The organism is Bradyrhizobium ottawaense (assembly GCF_900099825.1).
GTDB classification, from domain to species: domain Bacteria; phylum Pseudomonadota; class Alphaproteobacteria; order Rhizobiales; family Xanthobacteraceae; genus Bradyrhizobium; species Bradyrhizobium ottawaense_A.
This window is the reverse complement of record NZ_LT629693.1, coordinates 6172495-6188576: the sequence shown is the minus strand read 5'-3', so window position 1 is coordinate 6188576 and position 16082 is coordinate 6172495. Positions and strand designations below refer to the sequence as shown.

General features: G+C 59.4%; 14 protein-coding genes and 2 pseudogenes. 1 reads left to right on the top strand and 15 read right to left on the bottom strand.

What is annotated here, in order from left to right; all coding sequences use genetic code 11:
• Positions 1 to 21: 21 nt before the first annotated feature.
• The 5 genes from BLR13_RS28910 to BLR13_RS28890 form a co-directional block, all read right to left on the bottom strand.
• Positions 22 to 2418, bottom strand: a complete 2397-nt coding sequence (locus tag BLR13_RS28910; protein WP_143039623.1) for a hypothetical protein — start codon at positions 2416 to 2418, stop codon at positions 22 to 24.
• Positions 2415 to 3332 carry a hypothetical protein gene (locus BLR13_RS40555; protein WP_143039624.1) on the bottom strand — a complete coding sequence of 306 codons (918 nt, stop codon included), beginning with the start codon at positions 3330 to 3332 and terminating at the stop codon, positions 2415 to 2417. Before BLR13_RS40555 ends, BLR13_RS28910 begins: the two co-directional genes overlap by 4 nt.
• Positions 3333 to 3980: 648 nt before the next feature.
• Positions 3981 to 4172: a hypothetical protein gene (locus BLR13_RS28900; protein ID WP_143039625.1), complete on the bottom strand. Its 192-nt coding sequence runs from the start codon at positions 4170 to 4172 to the stop codon at positions 3981 to 3983.
• Between the two features lie 833 nt (positions 4173 to 5005).
• Positions 5006 to 5221 carry a hypothetical protein gene (locus BLR13_RS28895; RefSeq protein WP_074816832.1) on the bottom strand — a complete coding sequence of 72 codons (216 nt, stop codon included), beginning with the start codon at positions 5219 to 5221 and terminating at the stop codon, positions 5006 to 5008.
• Positions 5222 to 5249: 28 nt separating this feature from the next.
• Entirely contained in the window at positions 5250 to 5855 is a 606-nt protein-coding gene (locus tag BLR13_RS28890; protein WP_074816836.1) for a TetR-like C-terminal domain-containing protein, read from the bottom strand.
• 603 nt (positions 5856 to 6458) lie between these two features.
• Here BLR13_RS28890 and BLR13_RS28880 point away from each other — a divergent pair.
• A complete protein-coding gene (locus tag BLR13_RS28880) occupies positions 6459 to 7433 on the top strand; it encodes a helix-turn-helix domain-containing protein (RefSeq protein ID WP_074816843.1) in 975 nt (324 codons plus the stop codon).
• An 83-nt stretch (positions 7434 to 7516) separates the two neighbouring features.
• Here the strand turns inward: BLR13_RS28880 and ligD are convergent, their stop codons facing one another.
• From ligD to istA, 10 genes and pseudogenes are all read right to left on the bottom strand, one after another.
• Entirely contained in the window at positions 7517 to 8392 is an 876-nt protein-coding gene (ligD, locus tag BLR13_RS28875; RefSeq protein ID WP_074816846.1) for a non-homologous end-joining DNA ligase, read from the bottom strand.
• 847 nt (positions 8393 to 9239) lie between these two features.
• A complete protein-coding gene (locus BLR13_RS28860) occupies positions 9240 to 9506 on the bottom strand; it encodes a hypothetical protein (RefSeq protein ID WP_244524955.1) in 267 nt (88 codons plus the stop codon).
• A gap of 74 nt (positions 9507 to 9580) precedes the next feature.
• Entirely contained in the window at positions 9581 to 10327 is a 747-nt protein-coding gene (locus tag BLR13_RS28855; protein WP_143039626.1) for a hypothetical protein, read from the bottom strand.
• A gap of 60 nt (positions 10328 to 10387) precedes the next feature.
• A pseudogene (locus BLR13_RS42305) lies at positions 10388 to 10558 on the bottom strand (hypothetical protein); the annotation flags it as partial.
• Positions 10482 to 11141 carry a hypothetical protein gene (locus BLR13_RS28845; RefSeq protein ID WP_197679489.1) on the bottom strand — a complete coding sequence of 220 codons (660 nt, stop codon included), beginning with the start codon at positions 11139 to 11141 and terminating at the stop codon, positions 10482 to 10484. The pseudogene BLR13_RS42305 and the gene BLR13_RS28845, both read right to left, overlap by 77 nt.
• Positions 11138 to 11668 (bottom strand): hypothetical protein, encoded by a 531-nt coding sequence (locus BLR13_RS28840; RefSeq protein ID WP_074816857.1) that lies wholly within the window; start codon positions 11666 to 11668, stop codon positions 11138 to 11140. The genes BLR13_RS28845 and BLR13_RS28840 overlap by 4 nt, the downstream gene beginning before the upstream one ends.
• A gap of 2 nt (positions 11669 to 11670) precedes the next feature.
• Complete coding sequence (locus BLR13_RS28835) at positions 11671 to 12204, bottom strand: hypothetical protein (protein WP_143039627.1); 534 nt, start codon at positions 12202 to 12204, stop codon at positions 11671 to 11673.
• Between the two features lie 163 nt (positions 12205 to 12367).
• Positions 12368 to 13438, bottom strand: coding sequence for a hypothetical protein (locus tag BLR13_RS28830; protein ID WP_157793735.1), 1071 nt, complete (start codon positions 13436 to 13438; stop codon positions 12368 to 12370).
• A gap of 67 nt (positions 13439 to 13505) precedes the next feature.
• Positions 13506 to 13973, bottom strand: a pseudogene (locus tag BLR13_RS28825) (ATP-binding protein); the annotation flags it as partial.
• 11 nt (positions 13974 to 13984) lie between these two features.
• On the bottom strand, positions 13985 to 15523 hold the full coding sequence (gene istA, locus BLR13_RS28820; RefSeq protein ID WP_079587813.1) for an IS21 family transposase: 1539 nt from the start codon (positions 15521 to 15523) through the stop codon (positions 13985 to 13987).
• Positions 15524 to 16082 lie beyond the last annotated feature (559 nt).

Genomic DNA, 16082 nt, shown 5'->3' with positions numbered 1-16082 from the left:
TTTCGCCCCTGCCCGATTGACTCAACCGGCGCGGGAAGGTGGAATTGACGTGTTTTCTGCGGCAGTACTGTAATACTGGGCGGCGACGACCGTGGTTACCCACTTATAGGCCTCAGTCGCGGTAAAGGTAATCGTCCCCCAACTGCCAGAGAGCGGCGACTGCACGGCGGCGGCAGAGACATACGCCGCCGCCGAGAGCCGCGTGGCCGGATTATTTGTAGGTGACGAGAATGGTCCCGTCTGCACGCCTTGCAGGGTCTGGTAGCTTACCCCCGGCGTGCCGCCATAGACCGCTTTGACGACCTGCCCGGATGTTGAGGCGACTTTTCCGCACCACTGGTCGTAATCCGCTGCGCCCCACAGCACGAAGGATTTGGCAAGACCGATCGCAGTGCCGTAAAAATTGCCATTCCAACACTCGTTCGGGGAGCCCTCAAACCGAGGGATCATCCATGCCGCGTTGGTTGCGATATAGCTTTTGGTGTAGGCGACAAGCGACGGCAGATAGTCCGTCACGCTGTCCAGCGTATAGGGCGGCAACGTATAGTAGACGTGCATCCCGAGCTCTTTGGCGGTGGCCAATACTACTTCAGGCGGCCAGCCAGCGAGGATGACGCGGTCCTCCGCCGCATCCTGAGCTCCATCGAACAGCCAGACCGAAAGCGTCGCGTCAAACGTCGCGGTGCCGTGGCAAACATTGATGCCAAAACAGCGCGCGTGCGGGATGCGGTTCCCGGCGACGCTCAAGCCTTTAGCCCCAGGGGTTTTGATCGGGTAGGCCGTGCCCCCATTGAGCGCCAGCGTCGGCTGACGAATGCAGTTTGTGGCCGAACCACTGCCACTGCTGGTGATCGCAGTCCCGCCCGGCGTGGCCGAAATGGTGATGTTGTTGGCGTCGATGACGCTCTTTACATAGTAGGATGAGGCATAATCGGAAATGTTGCTCGGCAACGAGGTTCCGGTGCACGAGATCGGATCGTTGACGTGCAGGGATGGGTGGCCCGTCCACAAAACCGTGGATGATCCGTTCGTGAACGTCACCGCCTGATCGACAACGGTCGGCTGGGCAAACAGCGTTGCTGTCCCGCAGCTGGAAAGATTGAGCGCTATACCTCCCTGCGTCAGGGCAAAGGTGACGACAGTCGGGCTGATGACCGTTTTGACGTAGTAGATAATCGTGCCGCTCGTGCCGGTCCATAGGTTGATGGCGCTGCCGGTCCCGCTGTCGACCGGCAGACTGCCGGTGGCCGATGCGAAGATGTTGAACGGGTCCCCCGCCGACATCCCGTGATTGCCGGTGAAAGTTAGCTGCGATGCCGCCCCTGTCGAACACGCGAGCGCGTGTGCAGGCATGGCCATGTTGACTTGCGTCTTGTCGACGGGCGGCCCGCTGCCCAGCGTGACCGAGTAGTCGTTCCCCGATCCGGTCGCGGTGCCTGCGTAGATCGGAGCATAATAGTGGCCCGACTGGAATGAACAATAGGTCTGCGGCTTGCGTGTCGCCCACGTCGTCTCGGTCGAGATATTGGTGTTGGCGATATTCAGGTCACGAAAAACGCCTTGGTTTCCCTCTCGCATTTTTGCAAGGAAATCGGAGCCGCGCGCGTTGCTGTCGGCATTGTACCGGGCCTCGTCGCGCAACGCCACGAACGCCATCTTGGTGCAAGGTGTGGTAGCGTCGGTCGCCGAGATGCCAAACCCAACTTGCAAATACCCAGCATTGTGGGGGATCGCGGCTGCCGTGATGTCGACAATCACACGCCCCCCGGTGGCGACACCAACCGTTTTACTGCCATACGCAGCGGTTCCGCCCGTCCCCGACAGTCCCGTCGTGCTGCTGCCAACGGTGATCGTGATTGTGTTGGTGGTGGTCGAGGCGACCACAAATTTGTTCCCGTTGAGCGACCCCGCGATCGTCCCGCTCACGCCGGAAATCGGCGCTTCCATCCCAGACGTGAAATTGTGCGCCGATCCAAAATCAATGACGGCTGTGGTAGCTCCGCCTGTGGCGGTAGAGATGGTCTTGGTAACGACCGTTCCTTCGCTGGAGAAGGTGCACTTCCCGGTTACCGGAATAACATACTGGCTGCCACCGTTGACGATAGCGGGCTCGAAAAAGACCGTGGAGACGCCGCCGTGGCTGAATAAACCAGCGCCAGGGAGCGGATACCCATTGCTGTCCAACTCGTTCGCTGCCGGAGAGCCGCTATTGTCACCGAGGGACCAGCCTTGCGCTGTTAAAAGCCCGTTGGCGAAAACAAAGTCGCCCCCGGTCTGGACGAAATTCAGATTTACCTGCGACCTGCCGCCATTAAAGCCGCCGCCTCCGCCATGAATGGAGCGCGCATCAGCGGATGCGACAAGCGATACGACCAGAGCGGCAATTTGGAGGATGCGTATGTTCGCCCAATCGTTCACGGTACACCAACAGCGGTCATGTAGGTTCTAAGGCGGCTGTATAAATTAGCAGCGTCTGTCGAGCTCAAAGACGCGCCTGCTGAAGCGGATGCGATTTGGCAAGCGCAGCCGTTTCCACCAGTAGAATCCCCACCAAATTGCAACGCTTGATCTGTCAGCGCCACGGAGGCCGAGCTTCCTGTGCCAAGAGAAGCTCCGTTGAGGTAAATCTGCAGCGCCGATGCACCAGACCTATTGCTTAGAAAATGCCCGTTCCTGACGCTGCCCGCCACAGCATCCTGTGTGTTGTTATTTATGGTGAAGCCTGTGTTGCTTGTCCCGTCCAGAGGACGCAATGTGACCCTGTTTGATGTAGCGACATTATTTCCGATTAGTCGATCAGACGACCCAGCACCGCCCGTTATATTCCATGCCGAGACGTGCGCAGAATTAAGCGCCATATTCCCACCGGCAGTCGATGCGGTAAAATTAGAATTGAGCGTATTGTTTCCTGCGGCATCGGTCGTATAGCCAAGGTCTGTACTGAAGGTTGGGGCACCGTTTATCGTGACGGTAGCGCTGGTGCCGCAAAGGTTGAGATTGGCTGTGGTTGTCGTATTCGTCGCAAAAATCCACAACGCATCGAGCTTTGTCCCGCACGCTGCCGCACCCGAGAGCGTGCCAGTGATAATGCCATCAGTTACCAACCCGCAAATGAGGTTGGTGTACGCTGTTGTTTCTGTACCACTCAAACCAGACGTCCGAGCGAGAAACGTCGTTGCTTGGGAACAGCCGCCTGCCGAACCAGCATCCAACGCCGCCCTACTCTGAAACGCCCCCGGCGGGAATCCGGGGATTGGCGACATCTGCCCCGACACAGGCCCCACCGCCCCGAGCCACACCGCCAGCAAGATCGAAAGCTTGAGAATACGCATCTAGGTCTCCATGGCGCCCGGCCCGGAAAGACCCGACGCGGCTAAGGGTGATCGTTAGATCGCCGGACGCCATGGATTTGAGATTAGGCATCCGCGTCGTTCGCTTCCGGGCGAACAATGCGGGGATCATGAAAGCGCGATGTGGAGACCGCTACAGCAAGGCTGTTGATGTTGCGGAGGTTGCTGGTTCTGCGAAGATTCTTGCGTCAACGCCCTTCGGCGCGAACCGGAGATCGTTAAAACTCTTGCTTGATAATCGGGTTGTTTATTGCTCACTTTTGCAAATTCGAACATCAATACTCAAAGGGAGGGCTCATGCGACACCTGGCCATTTTGCTCACCGTCGCGGCCCTTGTGACCTCCTGCTCGCCCGAAGAGCAGGCGACGGGATCAGTCAGCAAGTGTGCAACTGACCTATATCGCTCATACAATCCCAAGGCTATGGTTCAGTGCGTTGATGTTTGCATTAAGTGTGATCATGGGACCGCGACCACCTGCTCGACGTCATGCACGTTAAAGGGCGCACGCTGAGCAGCTCGGGTTTTCGGAAAGGCGCAGCGTATCGTGATCCTGGATTAGTAGCTCAAACGCAAAAGACCTCCGAGCCGAAGCTGGAGGTCTTCACTGTCACGAGGGGTACATCCGCCCTCAGCGACACTTCAATGAATTGTTTTCCCGGGCGAGCCGCTCAGCCTTCAACCGCTCGAAGTTTTCGTGGAATGCATCATCCGACTTCTTTCGCACGGCAAGGTTCTGCTCCGCATCCCAGCGGGCCTTCGCTTTCTTTGCCTCACGTTCTTCCTTTGTGGGCAGCCGTTTCTCTGGAACTTCGTAATCCATGACCACCAACGGTTTGTGACGCTGAAAGTTCCTGCGCGTGCATTGGCACGGCACGCCGCCCCGCCTTGTCTGCCACGCCCAGCGCATCGCATGGAGGGCATATAGGAATACATTCTGTTACTTGAAAGAACGCACCGCCGGGAAGTTTGCAGCCAATGTGCTGCCGGTCATTCGCGAGATCCAGGCAAACTGGCACCAAGAGCAATGCCGCCATTGTCACCAAGCTGAATGAACGCCGAGTGCCCACAGCTCGGGGTGGGGTCTGGACTCACGTTCAGGTGCAGGCTGTCATCGGCCGAGGGGGCACCGTTACTTAAGCGCGCACGCACAGGAAATCGGCGGGAGCCCACTTCCTAACCGTTTCGGCCCTACTGTGTGCGAGGTCCTGCGCTAACACTTGCACGACGTCAGTAGGTACGGCGATTAAGCCGGACGATTTCAAGGGCCCCGCAAATCTTACATCTATACCGAACAAGGTCACTGCCGTTACCGTCCGGGGACGCCCCTTCAATCTTCATCGCTTGCTGACATTCGACGCAGGTTATTAGATTCGGCAGAGGGCTTCGATCATCATTCGAGTGCGCTATCATCGTCGTATTTCAAGTGATCGCTGAACAACTACTCAGAATTAGACTTCACACCTTGCTTCGCAGCATCGAATATCGACCTATAAATCATGAGGCCCAAATCAGCGTACGCTACGAAAATCGCGACCGACAAGCCAATGAGGCTTGAAGACGATATAGGGCGCGTCTTGCGGCGGTCGGATAGCTTGATAATCTGAGCCGACATTACATCTCCATCACTCGGCAGCCGCTTACCTAACCAAACATTCAGATGGTAAGGTCCATACCCGCAGGGCCGGGATCGTTTGCCGGCGAGCGCGCCTGATTAGGCTTCAACTTCAGGGATAGCTTCAGCTCGAAAGCCTTCATTATAACACCTGAAGTGGGGCGCCCAATCTCACTTGCAATTTGGGCGGTGGGGATCGTACCTGCGAGGCTCTTCAATTTGTCGATCTCACTATGGGTCCATAGGCGATTGGGCATCGGAGTCTCCTCCCAAACGGTCCAACCCTCATGGTTTCGAAAGGTTCCTAAGGCCCGGGCTGATGAGGCCAGGCCCTTCGACGGCAGCCTTAGCAGCAGCAGCCCCGACCGAGCGTACCCCAGCCACGTATATCTCGAGCACTCTTTCGAAGCTCTCGTCATAGGAATGGACGTGCAGGAATGAGCCCAGGATCTGATGCACGGCAAAGCCGCGCACCAAGCTCCGAAGCATATACAAGGCGTCTTCTGCGTGTTGTCCATGCACCCCACATTCGGCGAAAACCGATTTGATGAGGTCGCAAAGTTCTTTGTGGCCCGCCCGCCACTCGGCGCAATCGCTTGTGAGCGTTCTCGATGCGGCAGCCCACAAGGCGGGACGCTCCAACGCATATTGTCGCATTTCTCGGGCAACTGACCTCAGGGCGTCAAAAGACGTTTTGCCCTCGCGTGCTGTCTTCAACCTAACGAGCAGGTCGCGATAGCACTTGATGGCGAAGAATCTTCGCAATTCCTGAATCGTACAACGCTTGTCGGAGGAGAAATATTCTACCTCTGAGGCGAGATCTATTGCAAGCAGCTGATCCCAGGATGCCGACAACATATTATCGACGTCAAAGCTACGTTCGTGGTTCATAACACCAACCCCGCATTCAGCTGGAAGGCCGGTTGCTTCCGCAGATACGCGACTTCGATCACTTTGCCGCGTGTGCTGACTCTTCTACATTGCCTGGAGACCGACCTTGGAGGGGACGTGAATAAAAGATAAAATTCGGTGAGGTCACCCGGAAGACTTACCTCAAGTTGGGCGCCGGTGTCCCAAACGCTCAAGACCAAGCAGTTTGTCGACCACAAACCATCGACCGACATGCATGTCGCGTAAAGTGGGGTGGAGAAAATTACGCGCTTCGGCTCCGCTAGATTAACGGGCGGGAACCCCAGCGTTTGCTTGTTCCCATCCTTGCTGTGGAGGACAATGGCTCGCGGGAGCGAAACGTTTCCGGGCTCTACTGGCAGTGCTTCTGTCTGTCGAGTCGCCTGACGGTGATGCATCGTGGGTCGTCGCATCTGCAGCCCCGTGTTTTTGCGGATTCCGGCGAAAAAGCTACAAAGTTCCCTTAAAGTGAACGTGCAACAACGCAGTTTCGACTTAGTCTGTTTCTAGCAGACGCTCTGTGCTTTCAATCGGCCGCCATGGACCAATTCGTCGGCTTACCTACGGTTAAGGAACGGCAAACACGTGGAAACGATCTTCTCGACCTCCTCGGTTCACCCCCGGGACCGATTTGATTATTGGCACAGCCTCGCCTGCAAGAAGATCGTAGGTCATGACTCTGTGCCGGAAAATCGGCAGACGTTTCAAGCTGAGATCAAAGCCGCGAACTTCGGCAACCTGGACCTTGTTGAGTTCAGCAACTCGCCGATGCAGGTCTCTCACACCTTGGCCCACGTCGAGCGCACCAGATCCGACACGGTGTTCCTGTGTTACCAGTTGTCGGGCAGCGTCCTTATCGTCCAGAACGCGCGTGAGGTTAACCTGGACGTCGGTTCGCTGATGCTGCTTGAGCCGGTGTTGCCTTATGATGCCAGGTTTTCGCGAGACTCGAAAACCCTCCTTATCAAGGTTCCGCGTCGTGAGCTACGCGCACGAATCGGTGGAAACCGCGAGTTGATCGGGCGTCGCGTGACGGCCGAGCGGGCGGACGATGATCTGGCGCTTTCGGTCGCCGCAAAACTGCCATCGCTCGCTGGGAGAACAGCTTCTATAACGGAAGAAATGGTCGGCAATCACATGCTCGACTTAATCGGACTATCCATTGCGAGAACAATTGGGAGCGCTACCGTTCGCGTCTCGAATGCAAAAGCGTTATTGCTGGGACAGATTCGTTCAGTGGTGGAAGCGAGGCTCACCGATTCCGAGCTCGATGGACAGAAGGTCGCCGATATCGTTGGAATAAGCGTCCGATACGCCAATGCGCTTCTTGCCGAACAGGATACCTCGCTTCACCGTCTCATTCTGTCCCGACGGCTCTCGCGTTGCCGGTTTGCTCTTGAAGAGCCCAACCAAGTCCCTCGAACCATAGCCGAAATTGCACAGGGATGGGGGTTTTCGGACATGACGCATTTTGGCCGCTGCTTTAGAGCGGCGTTTGGGGTTTCCCCCCGCGAGTATCGGAAAGCGGCGGCGCAATCCCGGCGAGGTAATCGGCTCTGACCCTGGGCGCGCTTTCGCCCTCTACCAGCGGGCAACCTAATGCTGGGCTTGATATGGGGCAAGTGGGGCTGCCGCCGGGGCGCCTATTTTGGTTCGAGGCCTTTGAACGAGCTCTGCCGAAGCAGGCCTTCCGAGGTGATATCCCGGTACTCAACCTCAGCCGTAAATGATGGCTCGACCCAAACGGCCTTGGTTTTTTTGATCGGCTTGGTGAGCTTCGACTTCGGGCTCACGACCGTATCGAGCTGTTTGCGGATTTGGCTGGAGACCGTACGAGTCCAACCGGTGCCGACCTTCCCCATGTAGACCAGATCTTTGCCTTCCCGCTTGCCGAGATAGAGTGCGGCAACGCCCGTGGGATCCTTTACGAACCCGATGACCGGGAATTTCCCCTTCTGGACGGTTTTGATTTTCTGCCAGGCTTCGGTCCGCTCCGATCGATACGGGGCGTCTGCACGTTTGGAGATGATGCCTTCCCAGTTGAGTTTGGCGGCGTGCTCGAACATCTCCTGCCCGTCGCCAATGAGGTGTTCGCTGTAGACGATGGGTGGCTCAATGCCGTTCTCGCCCATCAGGCCGCGCAGGGCTTGCTTGCGCTCAATCTGCGGCAGCTTGCGGAGGTCGCCGTCCCGCCAGAGAAGGTCGAAAGCATAATAGACGAGCCTGTCCTGCCTGCCGGCCGCCAGGTCCGCCTGGAGTTCAGAGAAGTTGGTCCGGCCCTCGTGGATGACGACCACCTCCCCATCGAGGATGGCTTGGCCCGAGATGTCCAGGGCGCCCGCAAACTGGGAAAAGCGTTTGGTCCAGTCCAGCCCATTGCGGGTGAAGACCTTGCGCTTTCCCTTGTTGACGTGAACCTGGACGCGGTAGCCGTCCAATTTGATTTCGTGAATCCATTGCTGACCTTGAGGCGCCCTGGCCTTCAAGGTGGCGAGCTGGGGTTTAATGAACCCCGGCATCTCATTTTTGCTACGCACAACGCTACTCACAAAAAAGACCCCGCCGACCGCCCCGGGGAGGAAAGCGGACGATAGGGTACAGTTTACCACTCAGTAGTGAGAGTCTAACGGCTAGGGAACGTCGGAGTTCCTACGGCTGCCGCCAATCGAAGCCGGTCGATCCACCCAAGTGGGACGCTCAGTGACCTGATTTACATAGCCTTAACCCTGAAGGGAGGTCGGTCGGAACGATGGCATTTGTATCAACTTGTGCCCATGAGGTGCAGCGATGACAGCCAAGCAACTATTAGAGCAAGCCGTCCGAGCCGACCGTTTGGCGAAGTCCATCATGGACGCTTATGCGAGTAACGCTCTGATGGAGTATGCGCGAGAATGCCGGGAGCAGGCAGAACGGATCGCCATCGCAAGCAGCCATCACCAAACGCCCACCTCCCAGATCCATCTTAGTTAGTTCCACCGTTGGTGCTTCATGCCGGTCGCAAATCCGCGCCAGGCGCCCGTGAAGCGGCAATTAACCTTTCATTAACCTCCTTGGCGCGATGCTCAGGTGCCGATGGCCAAGGAGATTCTCACCGATGTCTGAGACCTTGCTTTGGGACGGACTCACCAAGTTCGAGCGACGCGCGCTGATCAAGCTATTTGGCGGTGGCAGTCTGCGCTTCGACCACCCCGAAGTCGTACAAGCGCTACGGGCGAGGGGCCTCGTTGACGAACACGACGCGCTTGCAATGCCTGGACTTTTGGTCCTCACACTCGCAATTCGACGCCAACAAGCCGAAGCAAGAACTCGGATTGGAATGGCGGCGTAGGCCGAACCGACGATGCCAGGGCTACTCGCTGCGGTTCATCAAGCTACCAGCGGACAGCCGCTCCGCTCGTAATAGCCCATCACGATCTCACTGCTGCGGTCGCCAGCATGATACGCCCGCAGCGCCCTATCGTCGCCATCCAGGAACATCGCCAATGCGACCCGGCTGACGGACCAGGTCCCTCCCCCAATACGGCGGCCCAGCCCATGTTCTTCAACCCAGGCCCGCATTGTCGATTCCGACTTGCCGGCGACGCCCGCGGCTTCCTTTAAGCTGATGCATTCGCGCTTGTCGAAAGGAACCAAGACTTGGCGCCCCGGCGACTCCGAGAGCCTTGGCAATCGTGTCACCCCAAGTGCCGAGGCCCCGGTCATCCAGATCACCCCGCCACGGCGCGCGGTTGGGCCGCCTGTTCGTATTTCTGCCAGGTGGCGTTCAGGGACGACTTCCGGGCGCAGCGCGTTGTGGAGCCCGGCATCGTGAAGGTTGGAATGCCGGCCAGATTGATCAGGTCCCGGCACTTCTGAACCGGAAGCTCGAGATAGTTGGCAATCGCCCGCGTCCCGTACAGCAAGTCGTTGTCGATCGGCATTCCACCCTCCTCCGGGGTTTGTGGGCCAGTGTCCTCTTCAAAGGCCCTGGACAGTTCCTGATACAGCATGGTCGCAATGGCGCTCCGCTGCGACACCACGTTGCGATTGAACTTCGCGTGGGCCTGCATTTCGGCCAGGTCAATCTTGTCGAAGACCTCGAGCCAGCGAAGCCCGGTATTAGACCATTCAGGATGCGCGGCAATGAGGTCGCTAATGGCGTGCAAAATGAACGCGTCCATCCGGATATAGGCGTTCTCGGTCTCGGTGATGGTTCGAAGCACGAGGATAAGATGCCCCTCCCCGTGGTCGCGATAGATGCGCTCCAAGGTGGCCTTGGCGGTAGTTTTTCCCGGTACGGCCTGGTGCTCATTGGGTTTGCATATCTCGACACCAAGCTCGGCACAGATTTTGGCTACTGCATTCGACATTTCAGCACCGATCGGGGGTTTGGGATAACGCGCTTTTGCCTGAGGAGCCGGATCTTGTCCGTCCATTGGCTTGCGTCGATATCTCGGCGGCGGGAGCTTCTTCATTGCTGATGACAATCTCCGAAAGTTCGCTTTGCTGGAGATAAGGCGCATCAACTTATTCGTCTACTGTTCTTTGCAAATCAGATCGCGAGCGGCGGACAATAGCGCCGAGACCTCCCGACGATGCATCTTGGAAGCCCTCGAATAGTACCCGTGCTTAAACGCGTTTTGATTTCCCTTGGGTGCTCCGGTTGACGGACCGCCGTGCATCCAACATCGGCCGTTCGGCATCCCGGGCGATCGGCACGGCTTCCCGCTTCGGGTCTTGGCACCGCAACGGGGCGCCTTCTGCATGTCTAATAGCATGAGGTTGATGCTCCATTTTGTCAGGTCCCCCGCCCCCTCCTACTGCTCCCACAATGGCCTGCCCGCCGTCGTAGACGTGGACATGCTCTACGGTGACCTTCTGCTGACCCTTGCCACGATGGCGGTTCAGGGCATCGAGGAGGCCGGCATAGGTGCGGGATAGCTTGTTGGCTTGGGTAAGGGATTCAGATCGTCCCACGAATGTCTGGCCCTCAATCATGGCGCGGCGGTAGCACTTCATTGCCGCGTTATGGGAAGCCATCAGCTGGGCCGCCAGCATTCCCTCTAACTCGTCCTTCGGGCTGATGAAGTACAGGCCGGCGACCACGGCGTTGAGCTGATTTTCCGCAACCTCCGGGTTCGAACTCTTCCAGATCGAGTTGCTCGCCTGCGAGGCGATCACATCGTTCCAGTCGTCGGACTGCGAGCCCCCGATAGGCTTCAAAGCGCCTTTCATCGCCGCGACGTCGACCGTTACAGCCTGTTTGGGCGGCGTGTCCTTCCTCGTCACACCCCGGTCTCCAATTGCTCCAGGCGGGCAGCCAGCGCGAGGATGAGCGACAGGTTCCGCTGATCGGGGGTGGATCGCTCCCAGCCGTTTACGTAGCTCGCCATTTTCTGGGCCCGGGTTTCTAGTTCGGTTGCCAGCGCCGCCGCTTCCGTGTTCGCCGCGTCGTATTCTTCGACGGTCGGGTGAGATTGCATTGCGGCCGGCATCTCGACAGGCGTCAAGAACTCCGGGTTTATGCCATTCAAGAGGTGCAGGCGCCGCTGTTTGGCAATTTGCTCCTGAGCATCGGTGATAGTTCGCCAGGCATTCATGATTCGCATGTAAGTGGCATTGAGCCGCCCCGCAGCCTCGTTCATGGGTCTGGCCGCTTCGGCTCGCACCTCATCTGCTTCCCGCTTCGCATCGAGCGCCCGCAGCTTTATGAGGTCGTGGCTATTGTAGCCGCCGATCTCAACGCCATGGCCGTAATACTTCCGTACGCGCGCAACCATGGCGTCGTATTCGTTCTTCTCTCGATTGGCGTACATCTCTAGTTCCTTTTTCCGTTGAGTGCAGTGCGCGCAAACATTGTCATCGAGCCACCGACAAATTCACCCTCCGCGCCGCCGAGATGGTTGAAGACTGTGAAAAACAGCAAATCTGGGAGCCAACACCTCGCTGCCAGTGCTTCGGCCATTTCGGCTTCAATTTCCCGTAGGCGCGCCTGATCGCTTGGTTCAACCTCAATCACGGCCACTTCCTCGTCGGTCAGGCGAGGCGCTGCCCTGCCGACCTGGGCCGCCTGAATCATCGCTTCCAGAAACCCGCGCTCCATGGGGCCGATATTTGCGAACATCGCCACCACTACGTACGCCAAGAATAGCGGCGCGTTCGGCCGAAGAGAGAATGCAACCGCGTCACCGAAATGCAGCCGGCCGCGTTCATAATCGGTCGCGGCATCCCCGGTCCGCTCCGGCACCCAGTAATGGACGGCCGGAAAGGGTGAGCCGGCGGCCCTCACATCCTTCACAAAGGACGGGAGTTCGCCTAAAGGAGTCATCGGCAACGGAGAGGCCGCAGTCATGGGTTCGTTCCTCGTTTCCACTTGGGCGAAAGTTAGTCGCAGAGGGCTTTGGTTTACGACTGCGCTGGCGGTCTGTTGGTACTTGGCAGCTTGGACGGAGTTGGAAAACAACACTTGGGCACTGCTCGGGATGATAGTTTTCCTTTTTTTTCTGCACGGCCTCTTATGGCCGGAGAAGGTTGTTCCCCTGCACCGTCGCCGGCAGCGTGGAGTTCAGGAGATAATTCCCGAAAGCGGTCTGCGTCGGATTCCCGAGGCTGTTATTGATCAGCCGGTTCGTAAGAGTATCGCTTCTCAGCGCACCACCGACACCACGGGCAAGAGCGGCTGAACCTGCGGTCGCACCGAGCCCCATGAGAGCCGTCGTTAGGGGCAACTCGCCAGATGCCATGCCCGCCCCAGCTGCGCTTGCACCGCCGAGCAAGTGCATAATCAGCCCCCGTTCTGCCGTGCCCGAACTGGGCGGCTCTTTCATGAACCGCTGCCCGATGTCTGACAATTGCTTGAGGTCGCCGCCGCCGCCGTAGGCGCTGCCGTGCGTGCCCTTGAAACTGGTGTTCACGCGCCCCTGAAGCAGAGCGGGGCTGATATCTCCGGTCGGCGCCTTGGCTACTAGCGGTTCAACGGTACGCAGATTGCGCCATTGGCCCCGCGCCTGCCGCAAATCCGCGATGACATCGGGGGATGCCGAACGCTCCATGACATCGTCAAGAGCCTCCCTGATATCCCGCGCTGCGTTTCTGATATTCGGATTCTCAGACTGCATCGCGCGATCGAGCGGCGTCCCGCGCTTGGTCAGATTTTGGTAGATTTCGCCCGTAATGGTATTGGTCCGCGGATCGACCAGCCCCGCGATATTCTGCACCTGACGGATCAGCGGCTCCACTTCGCCAGCGGACATGGTGGATTGAGCATCGCGGATGGTCCGCCGCAATTCCCATGCGAACTGCGGATCAGCCTGGATCACCGGGGTACGGTTCGCGACATCCTCGAAGACGTTGCCAATCCGGTCACGAGCGCGAGCCATGACTTGCGGCGTGATGCGCTCCGCATTTTCTCCGAAGGTTTCCGCAACCGATCGATTGAACGCGGTCTGGCCAGCCTCTCGGGCTGCTGAGCCGCCACTACCGGGCAGCTTATTGATGACGGAATTGGCAAACCGAACGGTTGGATTTGATGATATCTCGCCAGCCCCAACGGGGATTCCGAAATTGTTGCGCGCAGTCTGCGCCAACAGCGCAGTGTGCGGGTCCACGGTGCCGAGCAAACGGTTTATGGTAGCGCCCGTGGCTCCTGCCGCCGCGGGAATTGCGGCGGTGGCGGCCGTCGCCGCGCGCCAAAGCGAGATCGGTGAACAGCCGTGGGACGCGCTGGTAGAGCGCCGAGCGATTGTCGCGGCAGGCCTTGTTGCCGAGCGCAGACGCAAGCCAGCTCTTGCCAACGCCGGAGGGCCCGCAGATCAGCAGGTTGGCGTGGTCGTCGATCCATTGGCCTTCGACCAGCATCGTCAGCAGGCTGCGGTCGAGGCCGCGCGGGGTGCGATAGTCGATGTCCTCGACACAGGCCTGCTGGCGCAGCTTGGCGTATTGCAGCCGCTTCGACAGCCGCTTGTCGCGTCGCAGTGTCGCTTCGCGTTCGAGCAGCAGTGCAAGCCATTCGGCGTGGCCGAGGCTCGCGGCGTCGCCGCCGGCTTCGATGTCGGCGAAGGCCTTGGCCATGCCGTGAAGGCCGAGCGCGTGGAGTTGATCGAGGGTCGGATGAGTGAGCAAGACACGATCTCCTAATTGTAGTAGCGCGGCCCGCGGATGTTGGAATGGAGGATCGGCGCGTCGTCCGCGGAGCGCTGGGGTGAAGGGCGCCGATCGAGATTGTTGGCGAGGATCGATTTGACTGAGCCGTAGGTGCGCGCGCCGATGTCGATCGCCCGCGTGGCGGCGGCATCGAGCCGCTCGTGCCCGTAGGATCGGGCGAGCCGGATGATGCCGAGACAGGCGCGGAAGCCCTGTTCCGGATGCGCGCGCTCGTCGAGGATCAGATCGCACAGCGCCGCGGTGGCCGGCCCGATCGTGGCGGCATCCTGGCGGATGCGCTCGATGGTCCAGCCGGCGTAGCGCCGATGACTGGACGCCATGTGTTCCGGCACGGTCGTGTGCTTGTGGTTGCCGCTCATGCGTTGATGCGCGGCGATCCGCTCGCCCTTGTGGAAAATCTCGACGGTGCGGGCGGTGAAGCGCACCTCGACCTCGGCGCGGACGAAGCGATGCGGGACGCTGTAGTAATGCGCCTCGACCTCGACGTGATAGTCGATGCTGACCCGGCAGATCCGCCACTCGGCAAACACGTAAGGGCTTTCCGGCAAGGCTTTGAGTGCCGGCCGGTCGATCTCCTCCAACAGCTTGCGGCGGGTCACGCCGAGCCGCCGGATCGGCCGCTCCTCGTTGAGCCGGGTCATTAACTCGGCGATCGCCGCGTTGACCTCGGCGAGGCTGTGGAAAGTGCGGTGGCGCAGCCGCCCGAGCAGCCAGCGCTCGACCATGAGGACCGCCTGCTCGACCTTGGCCTTGTCCCGTGGCCGTCGCGGCCTGGCCGGCAGAATGGCGGTGCCGTAATGCGCCGCCATGTCAGCGTAGCTGCGGTTGATCTGCGGATCGTAGAGGCAGGCCTTGATCACCGCGACCTTGGTGTTGTCCGGCACCAGCAGCGCGGGCGCGCCGGCGATCGCCTCGAAGGCGCCGACATGGCCGCTGATCCAGTCGGCGAGCCCCTGCGTCCAGGTCGCCTGCGCGTAGGTAAAGCTCGATGCGCCGAGCACCGCGACGAAGATTTGCGCGGCGCGCCGCTCGCCGGTGAACCGGTCGATCACCACCGGCACCCCGTCGCCCGCATAGTCGACGAACAGCTTGTCGCCGGCCGTATGCGACTGGCGCATCGTCACCGACAGCCGGCCTTCCCAGGCGCGGTAAAGCTCGCAGAAGCGCGAATAGCGATACCCGCCGGGTTCGCCCGCGATGTATTCCTCCCACAAGATCGACAGCGTCACGTGCTTGCGCCGGAGTTCGCGATGCACCGCCGCCCAGTCCGGCTCGGCCTGCCGGCGATGGCCCCGCCGGGTGCCGGGACCGGCTCCCGCGCTGGCGAACAGCCGGGCCTCCAGCTCAGTGTCGGTGATGTCGTCGGGCAACGGCCAGGTTAGCCCCGATGCCTCGAACCGGCGGATCGTCAACCGCACCGTCGAAGGGGCCGTCCCCACCCGCCGCGCTATCTCGCGGGTCGGCATCCCGGCCGACTTCAATCTGATCACATCGCGCACATGGCGCATCGCAAGCCTCTCCGTCGGCATCCAGGTCCCCCTTCGCAAAGCCGAAAGGCGGGACCGTAGCGGAGCCAGAAGAGGCCGCGTCACCCCGGGCGACATCATCCCGGAATGGTGGGCGAGATCATCTCGGAATGGCGGGCGACATCAAATCGGAACGGTGGGCGAGATCATTCCGGAATGGTGGGCGACATCGAGCGGAATCAGCAGCCGGAAGTCAAAGCCAGCAATGTTTGCGGCTTGATCGAATGGAAATCGTCAGCACTTGCATCAATTGCTTGGCGGCTCAGTCAAGCCTGGCGCTAACAGTTGTGTTGCGCGGTCTCCGGACTGTTTCTGGCGATTTATAGAACGGCCTGATCCAGGTCTGAATTGAGAATTAGAGACCGCCTCCGGGCGGTCTTTTGTTTGTCGTGCTCTCCCTGCTAGTCACCGGGCTGGATGCGGTGCAGCGCGGATCCAGCGCAGATTATTTGCCTGCCTCAGCCGAACGGCTGATGCCAAGGGAAGGCGAACAGTTCGTAATCCGGCCAAATTTTCTTCGACGGTGAGGCCTTTCCACTTG